The 18910-nt window shown below is 45.3% G+C and carries 11 protein-coding genes; 7 read left to right on the forward strand and 4 right to left on the reverse strand.

The window, feature by feature from the left end:
* Window positions 1–117 precede the first annotated feature (117 nt).
* The 3 genes from DN752_RS04335 to DN752_RS04345 form a co-directional block, all read right to left on the reverse strand.
* Window positions 118–3327: a SusC/RagA family TonB-linked outer membrane protein gene (locus DN752_RS04335; RefSeq protein WP_112782847.1), complete on the reverse strand. Its 3210-nt coding sequence runs from the start codon at window positions 3325–3327 to the stop codon at window positions 118–120.
* Window positions 3324–4688 (reverse strand): TlpA family protein disulfide reductase, encoded by a 1365-nt coding sequence (locus DN752_RS04340; RefSeq protein ID WP_112782848.1) that lies wholly within the window; start codon window positions 4686–4688, stop codon window positions 3324–3326. Before DN752_RS04340 ends, DN752_RS04335 begins: the two co-directional genes overlap by 4 nt.
* A 430-nt stretch (window positions 4689–5118) precedes the next feature.
* On the reverse strand, window positions 5119–5322 hold the full coding sequence (locus tag DN752_RS04345) for a hypothetical protein (RefSeq protein ID WP_112782849.1): 204 nt from the start codon (window positions 5320–5322) through the stop codon (window positions 5119–5121).
* A 106-nt stretch (window positions 5323–5428) separates the two neighbouring features.
* Between DN752_RS04345 and DN752_RS04350 the strand changes: the two genes are divergently transcribed.
* From DN752_RS04350 to DN752_RS04380, 7 genes are all read left to right on the forward strand, one after another.
* Window positions 5429–5671 (forward strand): helix-turn-helix domain-containing protein, encoded by a 243-nt coding sequence (locus DN752_RS04350; protein ID WP_112782850.1) that lies wholly within the window; start codon window positions 5429–5431, stop codon window positions 5669–5671.
* A 118-nt stretch (window positions 5672–5789) separates the two neighbouring features.
* The gene (locus tag DN752_RS04355; RefSeq protein WP_112782851.1) at window positions 5790–8756 is read left to right on the forward strand and encodes a type I restriction endonuclease subunit R; all 2967 of its coding nucleotides are present in this window, start codon (window positions 5790–5792) and stop codon (window positions 8754–8756) included.
* Window positions 8749–10020, forward strand: coding sequence for a restriction endonuclease subunit S (locus DN752_RS04360; protein WP_112782852.1), 1272 nt, complete (start codon window positions 8749–8751; stop codon window positions 10018–10020). The genes DN752_RS04355 and DN752_RS04360 overlap by 8 nt, the downstream gene beginning before the upstream one ends.
* A gap of 3 nt (window positions 10021–10023) precedes the next feature.
* Window positions 10024–11304: an AAA family ATPase gene (locus DN752_RS04365; protein WP_112782853.1), complete on the forward strand. Its 1281-nt coding sequence runs from the start codon at window positions 10024–10026 to the stop codon at window positions 11302–11304.
* Window positions 11301–13040 (forward strand): type I restriction-modification system subunit M, encoded by a 1740-nt coding sequence (locus tag DN752_RS04370; RefSeq protein WP_112782854.1) that lies wholly within the window; start codon window positions 11301–11303, stop codon window positions 13038–13040. Before DN752_RS04365 ends, DN752_RS04370 begins: the two co-directional genes overlap by 4 nt.
* 133 nt (window positions 13041–13173) lie before the next feature.
* On the forward strand, window positions 13174–14157 hold the full coding sequence (locus DN752_RS04375; RefSeq protein ID WP_112782855.1) for a tetratricopeptide repeat protein: 984 nt from the start codon (window positions 13174–13176) through the stop codon (window positions 14155–14157).
* A 425-nt stretch (window positions 14158–14582) separates the two neighbouring features.
* Window positions 14583–15944, forward strand: coding sequence for a fibrobacter succinogenes major paralogous domain-containing protein (locus DN752_RS04380; RefSeq protein ID WP_112782856.1), 1362 nt, complete (start codon window positions 14583–14585; stop codon window positions 15942–15944).
* A gap of 40 nt (window positions 15945–15984) precedes the next feature.
* On the opposite strand, the gene DN752_RS04385 is transcribed toward DN752_RS04380, so the two are convergent.
* On the reverse strand, window positions 15985–18909 hold the full coding sequence (locus DN752_RS04385; protein WP_112782857.1) for a DNA polymerase III subunit alpha: 2925 nt from the start codon (window positions 18907–18909) through the stop codon (window positions 15985–15987).
* Window position 18910 lies beyond the last annotated feature (1 nt).

An 18910-nucleotide genomic window follows, 5' to 3' on the forward strand; every position in this document is an offset into this window, starting at 1 on the left:
GTGCGGTAAGGGGCTTTTGGATAATTCATATGATGAAGGAAAACATAGGCCCCGCCCTCTACCTTTTTAGTATAACCCGATAAATGATAGATGACAGGCGGAGCACTATGCAATTCCTCAGAAATCCAGGTTAATCCCCACGGCAATGCTCCGTAGGGGCTTGGAAGTACCGTAATCAGGATCCCAGTTCCCCTCTGCTGCCTGCCAGATCATCACCACATTATTGGCGTACAGGTACAGTTGGGCACGACGCACGGAAGCTTTGGACAGCCACCCCTTGGGCAGTGCATAGCCCAGCCTGATATCCTGCAGGCGCACATGGTCCCCGCTTTCCACAAGTACCGCACTGTTGCGGTAAAAGGTATCCCGAAAGGTGTTCCGGGCCTCCGGTTGGGAAGGTATATGGGTATGCCCTTCATCACCGGGTTCCTGCCATCGGTCACCATAATCCCGGTGTCCTCCCCTGCCCAGCATGATGGAGTTGTACTGCACAGAAGTCTTCTTGAAATAATACCCCAGTCTAAAGGATATATTGGCCGACAGGCTAAAGCCTTTATAGCTCACTGTATTTCTGAATGCCCCAAAGGTGGTGGGACGCGCAGGCCCATTATAGATGATGGATTCCAAGCTCGCCTCATTGACCAAGGAGGCGTAATCCTGGCTCTTCTCCCCGTCCAACAGTCCAATGGGTGCCCCCGTATCCGGGTCAAGCCCTGCCCAGGGAAGGGAATACACGCCGAACAAAGGCCTTCCTTCGATGGGAAAATACTGCCCGCCCTGCCCGGAAGCACTGTAGTCCAATAAAGTGGTGACCGGAATTTCATTTTCATAGGATACCACCTCTTCTTTAAGGCCACTCCATAACAGCACCGATGACCATTGCCAGTTGCCAAAGGCCTTCCTGTACTCCAGGTTCAGGTCATAACCTGTAGTCAGGGTGGAGGCGTTATTTCCCGTAAAGAGTGTTATTCCGGTGGAAGGGGCAAAGGAACTGGTCCCGATAAGGTCAAGGCCTTCTTTTCGGTAAAACTCCAGGCTTCCTTTAAAGCTTCCCGATCGACTTTCAAAATCCAGTCCTGCATTGACGATCTTGATCCGCTCCCATCGCAGTTCACTGTTGGGTGGATTGATGATCTGGGCATAGGGAATGCGGGTAATGGGGTTGAAGCTTACCATCCTGGCGGTGGTAAAGGCGGTGAGGCTTCGGTCCACATTTCCATTATAGCCGTAGCTGAGCCGCAATTTGAGGAAAGGAAATTGTTCCCAACCATAAAAATCTTCCTCACTGATGGTCCAGCCAAGTCCTGCAGACCACAGGGGAACCGCCCGTTGGTTGGCATTCACCCCAAAGAGGTTACTGGCATCCTTTCGGGCACTTACGGTAAGCAGGTACTTTTTTTGGTACTCCAGGGAGGCATTGCCATAAAAGGAATAAAAGCGGTCCTGCGTAAGGGAGTGACCGTCCACATTGGCAATTTGTGCCGTCCCAAAGGGATTGTCATACACGGGAAAACGGCTGATATAATCCACTGGTTGGCTGATGGCCCTGTTTTCATTATAACCATAATAGCGGGTATTGTGTCCTTCTGATCTCACCGCCTTTAGTTCGGTCCCCAGTAGGCCATGAAGCTCCCAGCCTTTCTGCCATTGGTGGCCATATTTGGCCTGTATCCTGGCCGAATGGCTATGCGATCCCCGGACACTGTTGTCCAAGATCCCGCCATCAGGAACGGCCTTGTCCAGGTTTCCACTTTCATCCACCGCCGTAAACCGATTGACCATATTACGTACCATATAACTCTCTGGTGCATATTGGGATTCCCTGTGTTGCTGGTCGGTCCAGTATTGGTAGAGGCCATCCACGGACAGGTCCTTGTTCAGCTGGTAGGAAATGGTGGTGTTCAACCGCCATACATTGGAAAGGGTCACCTCGGGCATTCTGCCGATTTCCTCCAAGGGCACAAAGTCCCAGTTGTGCAGCCCTGCGGCCTCAGCCTCCTGCTTAAACTGTTGGCGGTACTCCCGGTAGATCGGCAATGGATTCCCACTGTCATCGGCCAACTGCGCATAGGGATAAACGGCCCCAACGGGATCAAACACCAGATCGGAAATGCCCATCTGTTGGTCTTCCTTCCGGTTCCTTACTCCGTTGATGCCCATTCCAATGGTCAGTTTGTCGTCCATCAGGCCAAAGGTATTCTTCAGGTCAAGGGTCATCCGGCTGTTGTCATTGCCAACGGTCCCCTCCCGGTTTTGGTCCAGCCCCAGACCAATGCGGTAGGCATGGCGTTTGGCTCCCCCGCTGATGCCCAGGCTGTATTGCTGGTTCAGCTGTGGCCGGAGCATGTATTGGGAGATGTCCTCCCTTAGGTCGACATCCCGGTATCCTTGAATAAGGCTGTTGGCTTCCTGCGAGCCGATGATGCCATCCCGTTCCAATATCAAGGTTTCCACCACTGGGCTCAGTACTGGATTGCGCACGTTATTTTCCGAGGACGTGTAAAAACCCTCTTCAAACAGTTGCTGCTCCACATCGATATAATCGTCCACCGAAAGTACGGGGTTCCAATAGGGATCCATGGCCTGGATCCAATTGGCATTGGCCGAAAAACTCACTTGGGTAGGCGAATCGCGACTGCCCGACTTGGTGGTGACCACGATCACCCCGTTACCGGCCCTGGCCCCATAAATGGAAGCTGCTGCGGCATCCCGCATCACGGTAATGCTTTCCACATCATTGGGGTTGATATCGGACAGCTCCCCGTCATAAGGGAAGTTGTCCACCACGATAAGGGGTGATGCATATGCACCAAGGGTACTCCTGCCCCGGATGGAAATGGGGTCACGCCCGACATCGCCGGAACGGTTGATGATCAGTCCAGAGGTAACATCTTCAAGGCGGTCGACCAGGTTGGTACTTACCCGGCGCTGGACCAGCTCCTCGTCCAGGCTCACAAAAGAACCCGAAGCCCTTGATTTGGGGATTTCCTGATAGCCCGTGGCCAGTACTTCCACTCCCGCCAGTGCGATTTCTTCCTGCACCAACGCCACTGTAAATCCATCAACAGGAATGTCCACGTCCAAGGTCTGCGTCTGGTAGCCCAATCCCCCAAACCTGATCTCGTACTCTCCATCTGCAAGGTCCAGTGAAAACTCCCCTGCCCTATCACTGACGGTGGAAAGTGGCCTGTCCACCACTTTGATCCAAGCGCCCGGTATTGGCGCAGCCGTCCCACTGTCCAATACAGTTCCCGAAAGCCCTTGCCCAAAAGCTAGGTTCAGTCCCATTAACCAATAAAGGCCCATTAACAGTAAATATCTCCTCATGGCATAAAGGCTTTAGGGGTTCCTGTTTTCTTCAATACAAGCACTGGAATGATGGCCTTTTGCCTGACCAGTTCCAGCCCAATCGCATTAAGGCCTTCCCGAAGGCTTTCCAGATTGGCCAGAGAGGCCTTTACCTCAAAGTCGATGGGATAGTCGATGCCCGTAAGGTCCATGACCGGATAGGCACTATTCTGCATAAAATACAGGTTGAGGTAGTAAACAAAACCAGTGAGGGTGGATTTGTCAACACGGATACCGGTAGGTTTGACATCATACCATACTTTCTCGGCAGTAGAGGGCGGAAAATTGGCCCCTTCTTTTTTGACGATTGCCCAGACTTCACGCTCCCTGTTTTCCACCCGGGCTTCGATATGCGGAAAATAGCGGTCAAGGTCCTCCCGCATCATGGCAAACTTGTCCATGCCCGGTGGACTCAACTGTTCGTAGCCATAAACATGGCCTCCTGCTTCCATCCATTCCAGGTAATCAATACCCGTGCGATCGGTAAACAGCTCTTCTTCCCCAAACCCTTCGGCAATGATCCTGTTATCACCAAAATAATTGGCCAGGTCCTTTCCGGAATAGGCCACACGGTACAGTTTATAAAGCGGCACATTGACCAATTGGATATGGCCACCGCGCTCATCGGATACCATTTGGGCACCACGGACACCGGGAATATAACGGGTCAGCGCTGACTGGAAGCCAATATTCTTATCGGGAATCTGTTCATTGCCACTGATCAGGCCCTCGGAGTTCTCAAAAGGGATACGTATATCCTCCTTCAGCCGAAAAGAGGTCTCACCGGTAGCCAATAGCGTATCGAGATTTTTAGCAGTGAGGTCTTCCAGTCCCGTAATGGCCACCACCTCCCTATCGGCATCCAATACCACAAAATGCGGTAAAGTGCTGTGCGGAAAACTGCGCAACAGGCCCCGCTCGCCCACTACCATCGGTAGGTCCACGGCCTGGAGATTGGGATAGCCTTCCAGTATTTCGGCCACCTTCCTGGACTCATCCATGGTGACAGGCAAAAACTGGATTTTATCCGCATATTCTTCTTGTAATCCTTCCAGATTTGCCAGCGCATGGGTACTACTGCTACAGACCGATGACCAAAAGGCCAGCACTATATATTGCCCTTCAAAATCATCCAGCGACAACCTTTTGCCACCATGGTTATAGGTACGATTGAAGGACTTGCCAAAGGGCAGCCTATCCCCTATTTCAAGGGTGTCGGAAGGGAGAGCAGGATATCCCACTCCCCCGGGTGATCCGGCCGCAACTTTAGCGTACAGTTCCAAATGGCTTCCAAAAAGGCACAGCAATGCCAGGAAGCACAAAAACGTTCTTTTTTTCATGCTTTGTTAGGTTGTGTAGAAAGGAATGGAAAGGCCTGGCGAAATTCTAATAAGAGGTCTAACCTATCAACTTAGCCCTCCTAGCCTCCCCATGAATTGGAGAGGAATCATATAGTGTATTGAGGAGCGTAACCCAATTCTACGAGGGTTGTTAGGTCAAGTATCCTTCGAGGCTTTCCTCTTTCTACAGGTTATAAGAAATTGATTGAATCTTGCTGCACCTTCCGATATCCCGGGCGACCGGAAAAGTCATCAGCAATGCGTAGCCTCCCGCAGGCGGCCAAAAATCACTTGCCGAAAAGCAGACAAGGATGAGGTGGGAAAGGGAAACGCCCAGCAACAGCAAACCGCTGACGCCTCCCCAATAGGTTATATAGGGTTTTTCGGCTTCGTCTTGATGACGAGGTCGTAGATGGTGATTTCTATCAACTTAATGACTTTCATGATTATTCAAGGCATAATTTAGCTGATCTAAAAGGTCATAAACATTTTTCAGGTTTTCTTTCATTTGAGGTTTGCAATTTCTGATTTTGATTTGATCTAAAATTCCCAATAGACCATTTCTAATTCTTTTTCCTTCATCTAGATTGTCAAATGAAATCACAATTTTTGTTGAATTACTGGTATTGCTCATAATGAGTTATACTGTTATCAGGTATAAATATACCTATTTTAGGTATATATCAAAAAGAAGAAAGAAAACTTTTTAAAAATTTATACTTAGTTGTTACATTAATATCATGAAGAAAGGTACAAATAGAACCAAATTAGGTAAACTCTTCGATGAAAACTCGGTTAACCAAGCGGAGGTTTCAAGGAAAACAGGTATTGGTCAAAATAGAATAGGTCAATATGCTACGAAAGATGATAAACTTAAAAACCTTAAAGCAAATGAACTTTACTTAATTGCCTTGGCTATCGGAATGAAACCTAGCGAATTATTGGAAGTTGTTTGTGAAGGATTAACCTTACCTCACCAATAAGATTAAATTCCTTGTTGAAAGCTTGGTAATAATTAGTAAATTCATATTAGTTTTTTAAGGTTCAATAATTAAAACTGAGCGGTTAAAATCCCCCTAAATTTCTTATACGCAACAATTAATGACCAAAGAATTTCAAATAGAAGAATCGTTAGTTAATCAGCTCAAAGCACAAAAATACAATCACAGACCTGATATTACCAATAGACGAACCCTCGAAGAAAACTTCAAATCCAAGTTTGAAGCACTTAACCGTGTGCGGTTGTCGGATAGTGAGTTCAAGCGATTGCGGGAAGACATTATTGAGCCAGATGTATTTATAGCTTCCAAGAAACTGAGGGAACAACAGTTTTTCCAACGTGAAGATGGAACACCGTTGCATTACACTTTGGTGAACAACAAAGATTGGTGTAAAAATGATTTTGAAGTCATCAGCCAGTTGCGGATGAATACCGAAAACAGCAATCAACGGTATGACATCATTCTGCTGATAAACGGATTGCCTGTGGTTCAGGTGGAATTGAAACGCTTGGACATTTCCCCACGAAAAGCCATGCAGCAAATCGTGGACTATAAAAATGAACCTAGCAATAGCTATGCCAATTCGTTGATGTGCTACATGCAGTTGTTCATTGTGAGCAACCGTTCCAATACTATCTATTTTGCCAATAACAAAAAGCAGCATTTCCAATTCAATGCCGATGAACAGTTTTTACCCATCTATCATTTAGCAGATGAGAATAACAACAAAATCAAGCATCTGGAAGACTTTACCGAACGCTTCCTGAAAAAGTGTACGCTTGGTGAAATGATCAGCAAATACATGGTGCTGGTGGAGACGGAGCAGAAACTGTTGGTGATGCGTCCGTACCAAATCTATGCAGTAAAAGCAATTGATGATTGTGTAAGACAAAGCCGTGGGAATGGCTATATCTGGCATACTACGGGAAGTGGTAAAACATTGACTTCTTTTAAAGCTTCTACCCTTTTAAAAGACAATAGGAAGATTGAAAAATGCCTCTTTGTGGTGGACAGAAAAGACCTTGACCGCCAAACACGCGAAGAATTCAACAAATTTCAGGAAGGCAGTGTAGAAGAAAACACCAATACCGAAACCTTGGTAAGGCGGTTGCTTTCAACCGACTATGCCGATAAGGTGATTGTAACCACCATCCAAAAATTGGGACTGGCACTGGATGGCACCAACAAACGAAACTACAAGGAACGCTTAGAGCCACTGCGTGACAAACACATGGTATTCATTTTTGATGAGTGCCATCGTTCGCAGTTTGGCGAGAACCACAAGGCCATCAAAGAGTTCTTCCCCTATGCGCAGCTGTTTGGATTCACAGGTACGCCCATTTTCGAAGACAATGCAACATATTTTGAGGTTAATGGAAATGAGAAAACGCTAAAAACCACAAAAAGTATATTTCAACATGAATTGCCAAAATATACGATAACCCATGCGATAGACGACCGCAACGTGCTTAAGTTCCATATCGACTATTATAAGGGTGAAGGTGCCGTAAATGCCAAGGCTGGAGAAGCCATAGCTCAAAAAGCCGTTGCAGAAGCTATTTTTGACAAACACGATAAGGCCACTAACCAACGAAAGTTCAATGCCGTGCTGGCGACTGCCTCTATCAATAACGCGATAGAGTATTACCGTTTGTTCAAAGAACTGCAAAAGCAAAAGCAGGCGGAGAACCCTGATTTTATTCCCCTGAATATTGCTTGTGTGTTTTCGCCACCTGCAGAAGGAAATAAAGACATTCAGCAGATTCAGGAAGATTTGGCTCAGGAAAAGGAAGACAACAAACAGAATCCTGAAGAGAAAAAAGCAGCCTTGAAGGAAATCATTGCGGATTACAATACGCAATTCGGCACCAACCACAACATCAACAATTTTGACCTGTACTATCAGGATGTGCAAAGCCGCATCAAAAACCAAAAGTACAGCAACAAGGACTATCCGCACAAAAACAAGATTGACATCACCATTGTGGTGGACATGCTGCTCACGGGTTTTGACAGCAAGTACCTGAACACTTTGTACGTGGATAAAAACCTGAAATATCACGGACTGATTCAAGCATTTTCACGAACTAACCGTGTACTTAACGACACCAAGCCTTACGGTAATATTTTGGATTTCCGTTCACAACATGAAGCCGTAAACCAAGCTATTACGCTCTTCTCTGGCGAAGAAGACGGCAAGGCCAAAGAAATTTGGATGGTGGATCCTGCGCCTGTGGTGATTGACAAATACCAGGAAGCGGTGGAAAAACTCGGTGTGTTTATGGAAGAGCACAATTTGGTAAGTGAACCGCAGGAAGTGTACAACCTGAAAGGAGATGCCGCTCGCATTGCTTTTGTGAAAAACTTCAAAGAAGTACAGCGGATTAAAACCCAACTCGACCAATACACCGATTTGGATGAAACACAGCAAGAAAAAATTGAAAAAATCTTGCCCAAAGAAACCTTGCAGGAGTTCCGCAGCTCGTACTTGGAAACCGCTAAGCAACTGCGGGAAATTCAGCAAAAAGAAGGTGAAGGCGCACCGGATGACATTCAGCAACTGGATTTTGAATTTGTACTCTTTGCTTCTGCCGTGATTGATTACGACTACATCATGAGCCTGATTGCCGACAGCACCCAAAAGAAGCCGAGTAAGCAGAAAATGACAAAGACGCAGGTGATTAGCTTGCTGAAATCCAATGCCAACCTTATGGACGAAGAAGAAGACCTGACCGACTATATTGAGCAGGTGGATTGGACTATAGGGCAAACTGCCGAAGAGCTGAAAAATAACTTTGAAACCTATAAAGTAGAGAAGTACGACAAAGAATTGGCAGACATTGCCAATAAGCACGGTCTGCAAACGGCAGACCTGAAAACATTTGTAGAGAAAATTATGGGGCGAATGATTTTTGATGGGGAAAAACTCACCGATTTATTGGAGCCTTTGGAATTGAGCTGGAAAGAACGCAGGACAAAAGAACTGGCTTTGATGGAAGACGTGGTTCCCCAATTAAAAAAATTAGCCCAAGGGCGTGAAATATCAGGATTAGCCGCTTATGAATAAGGAGAAAGTATTACTACCTAGTTTGCGTTTTCCTAAATTCAAGGAGAATAGAGAATGGATTAAGAAAAGCATAGGATCTATTGCAAAAGTAAGTGCAGGCGGAACCCCCAGTAGTGGTGAAACTAAATATTGGGGTGGAAATATTCCGTGGATGAATTCTGGAGAACTTAATTTAAAAAGGGTCTATGCCGTGGAAAACAAAATAACTGAAATAGGTTTAAAGGAATCGAGCACAAAAAAAATCCCACCATTGTGTGTATTAATTGGATTAGCTGGCCAAGGAAAAACAAGAGGTACAGCAGCTATCAATTATATTGAGCTATGTACAAACCAGTCGATTGCCGCCATTCATCCAAACCAGAAAAAATTTGATAGCGAGTTCTTATTTCACAAGATTGACTCATTGTATCAAAAACTTAGAAGTCTATCCACAGGACAAGGAGGTAGAGGAGGACTGAATTTGTCAATTATAAGAGAAATAGAAATTCCACTTCCATCAATCCCAGAACAACAAGAAATCGCCTCCTGCCTTTCCTCTTTAGATGAGCTGATAGCAGCCCACAAGGACAAGCTTCTAGCCCTCAAAGACCATAAAAAAGGCTTGCTGCAAAACCTTTTCCCACAAGAAGGCGCGACTGTTCCTAAAGTTTGTTTTCCTGAGTTTGAAGGTGATGGGGAGTGGGAACTAAAGCAGTTTTCGAAATTCATCAAGCTTTATCGTGGAAGTTCACCACGCCCAATTAAAGAGTTCTTAACCCAAAGCGAATCAGGTGTTAATTGGATTAAAATCGGAGACACAAGTTCTGTAACTGACTTTGTATTAAGAAGTGTTTCAGAAAAAATTACACCTAAAGGAGCCAAAAAATCAAGACCTGTAAAAAAGGGAGAATTGATTCTAGCAAACTCAATGAGTTATGGTAGTACATATATATTGGAAGTTGAAGGCTGTATTTATGATGGATGGTTTGTCTTGAGAGAGTACGAAGATTTCTTTGACAAGCAATTTTTATTGCAATTACTTAATTCAGAATACACTCAAAGTCAATATAAAAAATATGCAGCAGGTGGCATTGTGCAAAATATAAGCAGTGAAATAGTCTATAGTATCATTTTACCTAAAACATCGAAAAAAGAACAACAAAAAATTGCTTCCTGTCTTTCGGCTGTAGATGAACTCATATCCGCCCAGCGGGAGAAAATCGAGCAATTGCAGCAGCATAAAAAGGGCTTGATGCAAGGCTTGTTTCCAAAAATTGAGAATTAAGAGATGGCAATAATAACAAATTTTAATAAACTAGCGGACGTAGCTTCCGAATTCCGAAAGTATCTTACAGGAGATCATAGAAAGCAAAAGGACGTGATTCTTTTCTATGCTCACAATGGAACTGGAAAGACACGTTTATCCATGGAGTTTAAAAAAATGGGTAAAGAAACAGTCCAGAACAACCTAGTTGATGAAGAAGATAATATTATAACAGATGAAGAGGGCAGTGCATTTACAACCGAAGAATTAAAGCGTGATACCTTATACTTTAATGCTTTTACGGAAGATTTATTCTCTTGGGATAATGATTTAGATAGCGATGAACATAGAGTACTTTTGCTGAACAAGCACTCTAAGTTTTTCGGTGGTATTGAGAATTTAGATATAGACAACAAAATTCGCCCTATACTTCATAATTACAGTGACTTCAACTTTGTGACAGACTTTAATTACGTAAAACCAACTGATGCTGGTCAAGAAAATCCCGAAACTTACTGGGCGATTAGGTTTATAAGAGAAGAATTGGTAGATGGAGTAGCGCAGAATGTTGAAAATATAAAAATATCCAGAGGTGAAGAGAATCTATTTATTTGGTGTTTTTTTCTCGCTATTTATGAATTAGCCATTGATGGTGCTGAAGGCTATGACTGGGTAAAGTATGTTTACATTGACGACCCTATTTCTTCGTTAGACGAAAATAATGCCATTGCATTAGCCTGTGGTTTAGCAACAATTATGGAAAGTGGGATATATAAGGAAATTGAGGAAGCTGGGGAGAAAAAGAAAGTTGAAAGAGATCGAAAGGTAAAAGTAGTCTTGTCGACTCACCACAGTCTTTTTTTTAATGTGATGTATAATGAACTAAAGATGAAGCGGAAAACATATTTCCTTCATTCAAATGGCCTACTGGATTATAAATTGCAAGACACAGAAGACACACCGTTTTTTCACCACATTGCTTTATTGAGCGAACTGAAAAGAGTTGCTGAATCAGATGTTATTCATACCTATCACTTCAATGGATTAAGGACTGTAATGGAAAAAGCCGTAAGCTTTTTTGGTTACAGAAAGATTGATGAAGTTATTCATGGGTTGGAAGATGATATCCTTTTTCACAGAGCAGTACAATTACTCAGTCACGGTAAGTATTCCATATTTGCTCCTTCACCAATGACACCCGACACTAAAGATTTATTCAAAAAAATACTAAAAGGGTTTACAGATAAGTACCAATTCAGATTCCCTGAAATATTTAACGAAGTTATTCCAACAGAAGAAGTATGACACAAAAAGATCAAGATAGATTAGGGAAAACCCTTTGGGCCATAGCAGACAACCTGCGTGGTGCTATGAATGCGGATTCCTTCCGCGATTATATGCTCTCGTTTTTGTTTTTGCGCTATTTGTCTAAAAACTATGAAGAATCGGCCAAAAGAGAACTTGGAAGAGACTATCCAACAGAAAATTTATTTGTTACGATTGAAAAATCTGATTTTGAAATAGAATTCGAAAAAAGAATGCGTTCTCATGAAAACCTTGAGAACTCAATAGATTTGGAAAAAACAAAGAGTATTCCTGTTTCTCCTTTGGCTAAATGGTACCATGAAAATTCAACTGATGTATCTGAATTTGAAAAACAGATGCGTAGAAAGGTGCATTACGTCATTAAACCTGAGCATTTGTGGAGTAACATCACCGAACTCGCAAGAACGCAAAGCCCTGATTTGCTTATCACCTTAGAAGAAGGTTTCCGTTATATAGAGAATGAATCCTTTGCTAATTCTTTCCAGGGATTATTTTCCGAAATCAACTTGAATTCAGAAAAGCTTGGCAGGACACCAGCAGACCGGAATAAAAAGCTCTGCACCATCATCCAAAAGATTTCAGAAGGAATAGCCGAGTTCTCTACCGATACAGACACGCTTGGAGATGCTTACGAATACCTAATTGGACAGTTTGCCGCAGGCTCAGGGAAAAAAGCCGGAGAATTTTATACTCCCCAACAGATTTCTACTATTCTTTCTAAGATAGTAACGCTTGATAGTCAAGATCCATCCACTGGCCCAAAACAAAAGTTGGATAAAGTATTGGATTTTGCCTGTGGTTCGGGTTCACTTCTCCTGAATGTGCGCAATCAGCTCAAGGAACAAACAGATGGCAAAGGCACGATTGGTAAGATCTACGGACAGGAAAATAACATCACCACCTACAACCTGGCAAGAATGAACATGCTCTTACATGGTATGAAGGACACCGAATTTGAAATCTACCATGGGGACACCTTAAAAAACCAATGGGACATTTTGAATGAAATGAACCCATCCAAAAAAACAGAGTTTGACGCGATTGTTGCCAATCCGCCTTTCAGCTTGCGTTGGGAACCCAATGAAGCCATGGGAGAAGATTTCCGTTACAAGAGCTACGGTTTAGCACCCAAGTCAGCCGCTGATTTTGCATTCTTGTTGCACGGTTTTCACTTCCTAAGTCAAGAAGGTACCATGGCCATCATTTTGCCCCATGGTGTCCTGTTCCGTGGTGGAGCAGAAGAACGCATCCGTACCAAACTACTCAAAGACAATCATATTGACACGGTCATTGGCTTGCCTTCCAATCTGTTCTATTCTACTGGTATACCCGTTTGTATTCTAGTCTTGAAGAAATGCAAGAAAGAGGATGATGTGCTGTTCATCAACGCCACTGAGCACTATGTGAAAGGAAAACGTCAAAATATACTTGGAGACGGGAAGGACGGCAAAGCTAATCACATTCAGAAAATTGTAGATGTTTATGCAACTCGACCAACTAAAATGGAGCGTTATGCCCGCAGGGTTCCAATGGAAGAAATCGAAAGGAACGGGTACAATCTGAATATCTCGAGATATGTGAGCACAGCAGAAGATGAAATTAAAATTGATTTAAAGGGCGTCAACAAAAAACTTGTAGAAATTAATAAAACTATCGAAGAGGCTACTTCTACGCATAATGAATTTTTGAAGGAATTGGGATTACCGCCGATATAAAAATTAAAGAAAAAAATATTTGGCATGTTAAGAGGGGAAATACATGCTATGACTATTCGGTATGTTCCACGGTAAGAGGGAGTGTATAGGTTACAGTCTCAATATTAAGAATTACATATACTACTTACTCTAAATGAAGACACTACTACTCACCATACTTTTATTGATTCAATTCTCCTTAGCAAATGGCCAAGATGATGCATCAGTCCTTTTAGGAAACTGGGTCAAGGTAAATGCAACCTATAGCACTGGGAAGCCACTACCGGAAGGCCATATTTTAAAATCCAGTTATCTAAGGTTCACCTTTAAAGAAAACGGTATTGCCTTTAAGACCTCTGATCCCCTCAGCAACGGCCTCCGCTTCAACTTTAATGAGCAAGGAGAAAGCCTTCAAATTGGGTTCATTAACTATAAAATCCTATCTGTGGCCAAGGACACCTTGACTGTTCTGGAAGAAGGACTTTCCGGTTTTGACGGGAATGCGGTAAAGTTAGAATTGGTTAAGGAGAACATATACCAAAACAGCCTCCCATTGGAGAAGGAAACCATCATTAGCGATACTCCAAAGGTCTATAAGGAGAGTGAAAAAATAAGGGCCATATTTAATGCAGATGAAAACTTTCAGGAATTCTTAAGAATGCAGATCCCTTCCTATGATCAACACCAATCAAAAAATGGCTTCCTTCTTGCTACCTTCATTGTCAGTGAAAATGGTAAGATTGATAGTCTGACAATCCATATGGGAATTGACAAAAAGTTTGATCGCCAGTTCACCAAAGCTGTGTATAAAGCTGAAAATTATTTTTTACCGGCACAGTTGAATGGTCAAAACATAGGGGTGCTACGCACATTTGAGTTTAAATTTATTTCCAGCAATGACTTCCTGAATTTCTATTCCAGCTTTAGAGCGGGGTTAGAGGAAATGGGAAAAAGGAACTTCCATGCGGCCATAAGATACTTTGACAGCAGTCTGGAAACAAAAGACAGTGACGATGCCCTGTTTAACCGAGGACTTTGTTATTTCCATTTGGGCCTCCTGGAAAAGGCCTGTGAAGATTGGAACCGTATAAAATCCAACAAAAGAGCTGATGAAATGCTATCGACGTATTGTAAATAGCATACGCTTCAATGATAAAGACCACGGGGCCTCATAGGTTTAATCTCCAACCTCGAACACAACAGGTATTTGGTCCATATTGGATCCGGTATTATCTAAAAGATAAACGAAGTGACCTAAATAGCGCATAGTTCTCTAACCGAAAGCACTTAGTCTTTCAAGGATAAACATTAATCCGCTCCATTTCAACTACTTACATATTATTTAATTTCACACCTAAATAACCTTTTTTCAACTACATTATCATATTTACGATATATTTTTTATACGAAATATTATATTTTTACTAAACGAAACATTTTTTTTTAATTATTCACAAACATCTGAATCAACAGAAAAACTTTTTTATGCCAGATGGGCATAGATCTCGTTTTTTGTCCCAATCCATGGAATTAACCTTTTCCCATAACCAAACCATATAACTTATGAAAAAACAGTTCATTCTTTTCGCCATGTTGATCGCAGTTGCCACGGGCTGCGTGCAGGAAGGTACGGAAACCCCTTCCATGGGATCCGTCAGTATAACCGGCATAAATATCGCACCTTTTGGAAGCAGTTCCCCAAACCAGCGCCAGGCCGTTACCAGTGAATGGGAACATATCTTCCCGGATTCGGCCGCTTTCATCATTACCAATGAAGAAACGGGCCAAGAATACATTTTGGGCTATGACCCCAATGATTTCTCCACCCCTCCCCAGATCCAGTTGCCCATGGGTTCCTACACCATCCTTACCCAAGTGGAAGGTACTGATATGGAGTATTTTCTCCCCTATGAGGTCTGGTCCGACTTTGAGGTCAGCTCCACCAGTCAGGACATCGCCTTGGAAGGCCACACCTATTTTGGGCTGGTGACCGTAAAAAAAGACCATGTCCTGAGTGCAAAACTTGATGGCACGGACCTGGTGCTGGATCCTGAGACCAACACCTATTATATCTACGCTTGGGAAAATGACTTCCAGGACATAACGGGAAGGACCTTGGAGGTGCAGGAGGATTTTACCCAGCAGACCTTGCGAAAGCATTTCTTCATCAATAGCAGGGACCATTATCACTTTAATGTCTTGGTCCCCCAAGGAGAGGTCAATTTTATCGAACTTGCTTTGGGTGAATTCCGCTTGATGGAATATGATTTTGACCTGCAGCACGGCACGGTCACCGATGCCTCCGGCCACACCTATACCACTGTCAAAATCGGTGACCAATATTGGATGGCCCAAGATCTTCGGTCCACGCAATTCTGTAATGGTGACAGCATCACCATAGGCTATTCCAGTGGCTTGGATATGAACGAAGATTCCTATCTTCGAACCTTGAACGGGGAATATCCATTATACAGTGCTGCTGTTCTGTCAGACGAGCGGAACATCTGCCCTTGTGGTTGGCACATCTCCACTGACCAGGACTGGAAAGCGCTTGAAAGTGAATTGGGAATTACTGCGCCGGAACTGGATGCTTTCGAATACGGGTCCACTAGAGGAGCAGATGTCTTTGCCGGCACCCAATTAAAAGATCCTTATACCTGGCCTTTGGATACAGCCTCATCACTGGCAAATGCTTCAGGATTATCCGCTATCCGGGGAACCTACATGTACATGGAAGGAGATTACTTCCAATCTGATTGGCCCAACGAGCACTATATGGCTTATTTCTGGTCTCCAAACTACAGTGATTCAATTGATGTGCAAAAAATCTACCGAAATATCAATGGTGATATCCATGGCATAACCAGAAGAATGGCACCCGAAAACGGAGAATATGGTTACCCTATCAGGTGCGTAAAAGATTAACAACCATTTATTTAAGCAGGCGGCACGGAGACCGCCTGCTTTATTTCCTTAACCCTACCCCTCTCATGTCCCTCACCTCTACTGCATACACCCCAAACTCCTCTGTCACCTTGCCATATATCCGGTAAAAACCTCCGGTGTGGAAAGGGTATTTCTTTAGCACGAGTGGAAAATGTACCGTATCCAGCCAATCCCCCTTTTCATCCAGAAAGGTGCCGAATGCCATATAATCTCCCCTTACCGTCCTGACGGGCTTGGTGGTCACCAGGTGTCCCAACAGGCAGACCTGCCGGCCCACCAGCTTGGGAAGCTCATGGACATAGACCACCCCTGTCCTGTCATCATCGGCCAACTCAAATGGATCGCCCAGGGTAAAACCGATCAGCTCGATCTCGTCATAGGCATCCTCCAGGGGTTTCTTGGGAAACCGGGGCAAGCTAAAGTCCAAGGCTTCCTCTTCAAACATGACTGCACTTGTTGGTACTTTCTCCATGCGTTTGTGCTTAAAATTGGCATGCCAGAGCAGTTCCTTTTTATCCATACCTGTAAACCTGAGTGCCCCTACCCTGATCAGGACATTGAGCTGCTCGGCATCCACTTGGATACGGTTCATAAAATCCACTAATCCCAGATATTCCCCATTCCTTTCCCGTTCGGCCAGTAAGTGGTCAATGGTCTTCCGTTCGAGGTTCTGCACATGTACAAAGCCCACCGTTACCTGGTCCCCTGCAATGGATGTCAGGTATTGGCCTGTATTCAAGCAGGGAGGCAAGACCTTTCCCCCTGCCTTTTTGAGCTCATGGAAGTAAAACTGGGTACCATAAAAGCCACCAAAGTTATTGATCACCGCCACCATGAACTCCAGGGGATAATAGGTCTTCAGGTACAGGCTCTGGTAACTTTCCACGGCGAAGGAGGCAGAGTGGGCCTTGGAAAAGGAATAGCCACCGAAGGATTCCATCTGCCTCCAGACCTCCTTGCTGATGTGCTCGGGATGGCCAAGGGCACGACAGTTGGCAAAGAACTTCTCCTCGATCAGCTTGAAGCGGTTGTGCGAGCGGTACTTGCCCGACATGGCCCGCCGCAGGATGTCTGCCTCGCCCATATCAAGCCCCGCAAAATGGTGGGCAACCTTGATCACGTCCTCCTGGTAGACCATCACCCCATAGGTTTCCTTCAAGAGTCCCTCCATCTTGGGGTGCAGGTAGGGAATGTTTCCAGGGTTGTGGAAGCGCTCGATGTACTGCTTCATCATGCCCGATTGTGCCACGCCCGGACGTATAATGGAGCTTGCCGCCACCAGTGTCAGGTAGTCGTCGCACTTGAGCTTGGTTAGCAGCTGCCGCATCGCAGGGCTTTCGATATAAAAGCAGCCTATGGTATCTGCCCTCCTGATCTGGTCGGCCACTTTCGGATCCCGAAAGAACTTCTCCACCTGGCGGATGTCCACTTCCTCCCCTCGATTGTCCCTGATCAGCCCAATGGCATCCTTTATATGCGCCAGTCCCCGCTGGCTGAGGATATCGAGCTTGAACAGCCCGATCTTTTCTGCCAGGAACATGTCCACCTGTGCCGTGTTGAAGCCCTTTGGTGGCCGCTCCATGGCGGTATATCGGAATATCGGCCGTTCACTGATCAGCATGCCTCCCGGGTGGATGCTCTGGTAGTTGGGAAAGTCCTGCATCAATGCCCCATACTTGAGAATGGCCCGCTGGATACGGTCTTCGGGCGGTGCAGCATCCTTTCTGCGGCTGACCAGTTGGTCGATCTCCGGCTTGGGCAGGCCAAAGACCTTTCCCAGCTCCCTGATGATGGCCCGTCCCTGAAAGGTAGAGAACATACCCAACAGGGCAACGTGGTTGCGGCCGTAGCGCTTGAAGATATAGTCGATCACCTCGTCACGGTCCTGCCAGCTGAAGTCCATATCAAAGTCGGGGGGCGAGGTGCGGTGCGGGTTCAGGAAACGTTCGAAGTACAGGTCCAGCTTTATGGGGTCCACATCGGTAATCTTCAGGCAATAGGCCACGATCGAATTGGCCCCTGATCCCCTGCCGACATAGAAGAATTCCCGGTGCTGGGCGTAGCGCACCACGTCGAGCACGATCAGGAAATAGGCATTGAAATCCAGCTCATTGATGATCCGCAGTTCCTTTTTTACCCGTTCCAGGGCCGGTGTATTGTCCCGTCCATAGCGCAGGGCAAGCCCTTCCATGGCCAACTTCTCCAACAGGATGCGGTCGTCCTCCTTGGAGGAGGTAAAATATTTCTTGTTCTTGTCGGTGTGCAGTTCCATGTCCACCGAGCAGCTTTCCATGACACGCAGGGTATTCTGCAGCATTTCAGGATATTCGCCAAAGGCGTTCCACAGCTCCAGTTTAGTAGGAAAATGCTCCCCTTCCCCTGCAATGTCACCGGAACCAAGCTTGGAAAGCAGCGTGTTCCCATCGATGGCCCGAAGGATCCTGTGCAGGTTGTACCTTGTCCTGTCCTGGTAGGTCACCGGCTGGAGCACGACCCACTTGTCCGGGTGGCGTTCAGGGTGACATCCGTAGAGCCGGGACAGTTCTTCCCTCCTTACCCCTATCAGTTCACAGTTCCCAAGGTCCTCGGGGCCAAGGCTGCCAAAGGGATAGATGGTCCAGACTTCCTGTACGTCCGGCCTTTTGGGAAAGTCCCTTTTTTCCATCAGGTGTTCAGAAAGAAAGCGGTTGACCTGCATCAGCCCTTCATCGTTTTTGGCCAGCAGCACGTACAGCAGCCTGTTGCCATTGCGGATCTCCGCTCCGAGGACGGGCCTGATGCCCGATTTCCTGCAGAAGTCCACAAAGTCCCAGGCATCGGCCGTACTGTTGATATTGGTCAGTGCGAGTGATCTTACCTTTCGTGCCACGGCCATGTCCACCAGCTCTTGGGTGCCGATGGTACCGTAACGGTAGCTGAAATAGGTCTTGCAGTTCAGGTACATT

Source organism: Echinicola strongylocentroti (assembly GCF_003260975.1).
Classification (GTDB): Bacteria; Bacteroidota; Bacteroidia; order Cytophagales; family Cyclobacteriaceae; genus Echinicola; species Echinicola strongylocentroti.

What these genes read in the sequence shown, in the direction of transcription:
- DN752_RS04375 (WP_112782855.1), top strand. Translation starts at nt 13,174, where the DNA reads ATGAAGACACTACTACTCACCATACTTTTATTGATTCAATTCTCCTTA.
- DN752_RS04335 (WP_112782847.1), bottom strand. Translation starts at nt 3,327, where the DNA reads ATGAGGAGATATTTACTGTTAATGGGCCTTTATTGGTTAATGGGACTG.
- DN752_RS04345 (WP_112782849.1), bottom strand. Translation starts at nt 5,322, where the DNA reads ATGAGCAATACCAGTAATTCAACAAAAATTGTGATTTCATTTGACAAT.
- DN752_RS04370 (WP_112782854.1), top strand. Translation starts at nt 11,301, where the DNA reads ATGACACAAAAAGATCAAGATAGATTAGGGAAAACCCTTTGGGCCATA.
- DN752_RS04355 (WP_112782851.1), top strand. Translation starts at nt 5,790, where the DNA reads ATGACCAAAGAATTTCAAATAGAAGAATCGTTAGTTAATCAGCTCAAA.
- DN752_RS04365 (WP_112782853.1), top strand. Translation starts at nt 10,024, where the DNA reads ATGGCAATAATAACAAATTTTAATAAACTAGCGGACGTAGCTTCCGAA.
- DN752_RS04380 (WP_112782856.1), top strand. Translation starts at nt 14,583, where the DNA reads ATGAAAAAACAGTTCATTCTTTTCGCCATGTTGATCGCAGTTGCCACG.
- DN752_RS04360 (WP_112782852.1), top strand. Translation starts at nt 8,749, where the DNA reads ATGAATAAGGAGAAAGTATTACTACCTAGTTTGCGTTTTCCTAAATTC.
- DN752_RS04350 (WP_112782850.1), top strand. Translation starts at nt 5,429, where the DNA reads ATGAAGAAAGGTACAAATAGAACCAAATTAGGTAAACTCTTCGATGAA.
- DN752_RS04340 (WP_112782848.1), bottom strand. Translation starts at nt 4,688, where the DNA reads ATGAAAAAAAGAACGTTTTTGTGCTTCCTGGCATTGCTGTGCCTTTTT.
- DN752_RS04385 (WP_112782857.1), bottom strand. Translation starts at nt 18,909, where the DNA reads ATGTACCTGAACTGCAAGACCTATTTCAGCTACCGTTACGGTACCATC.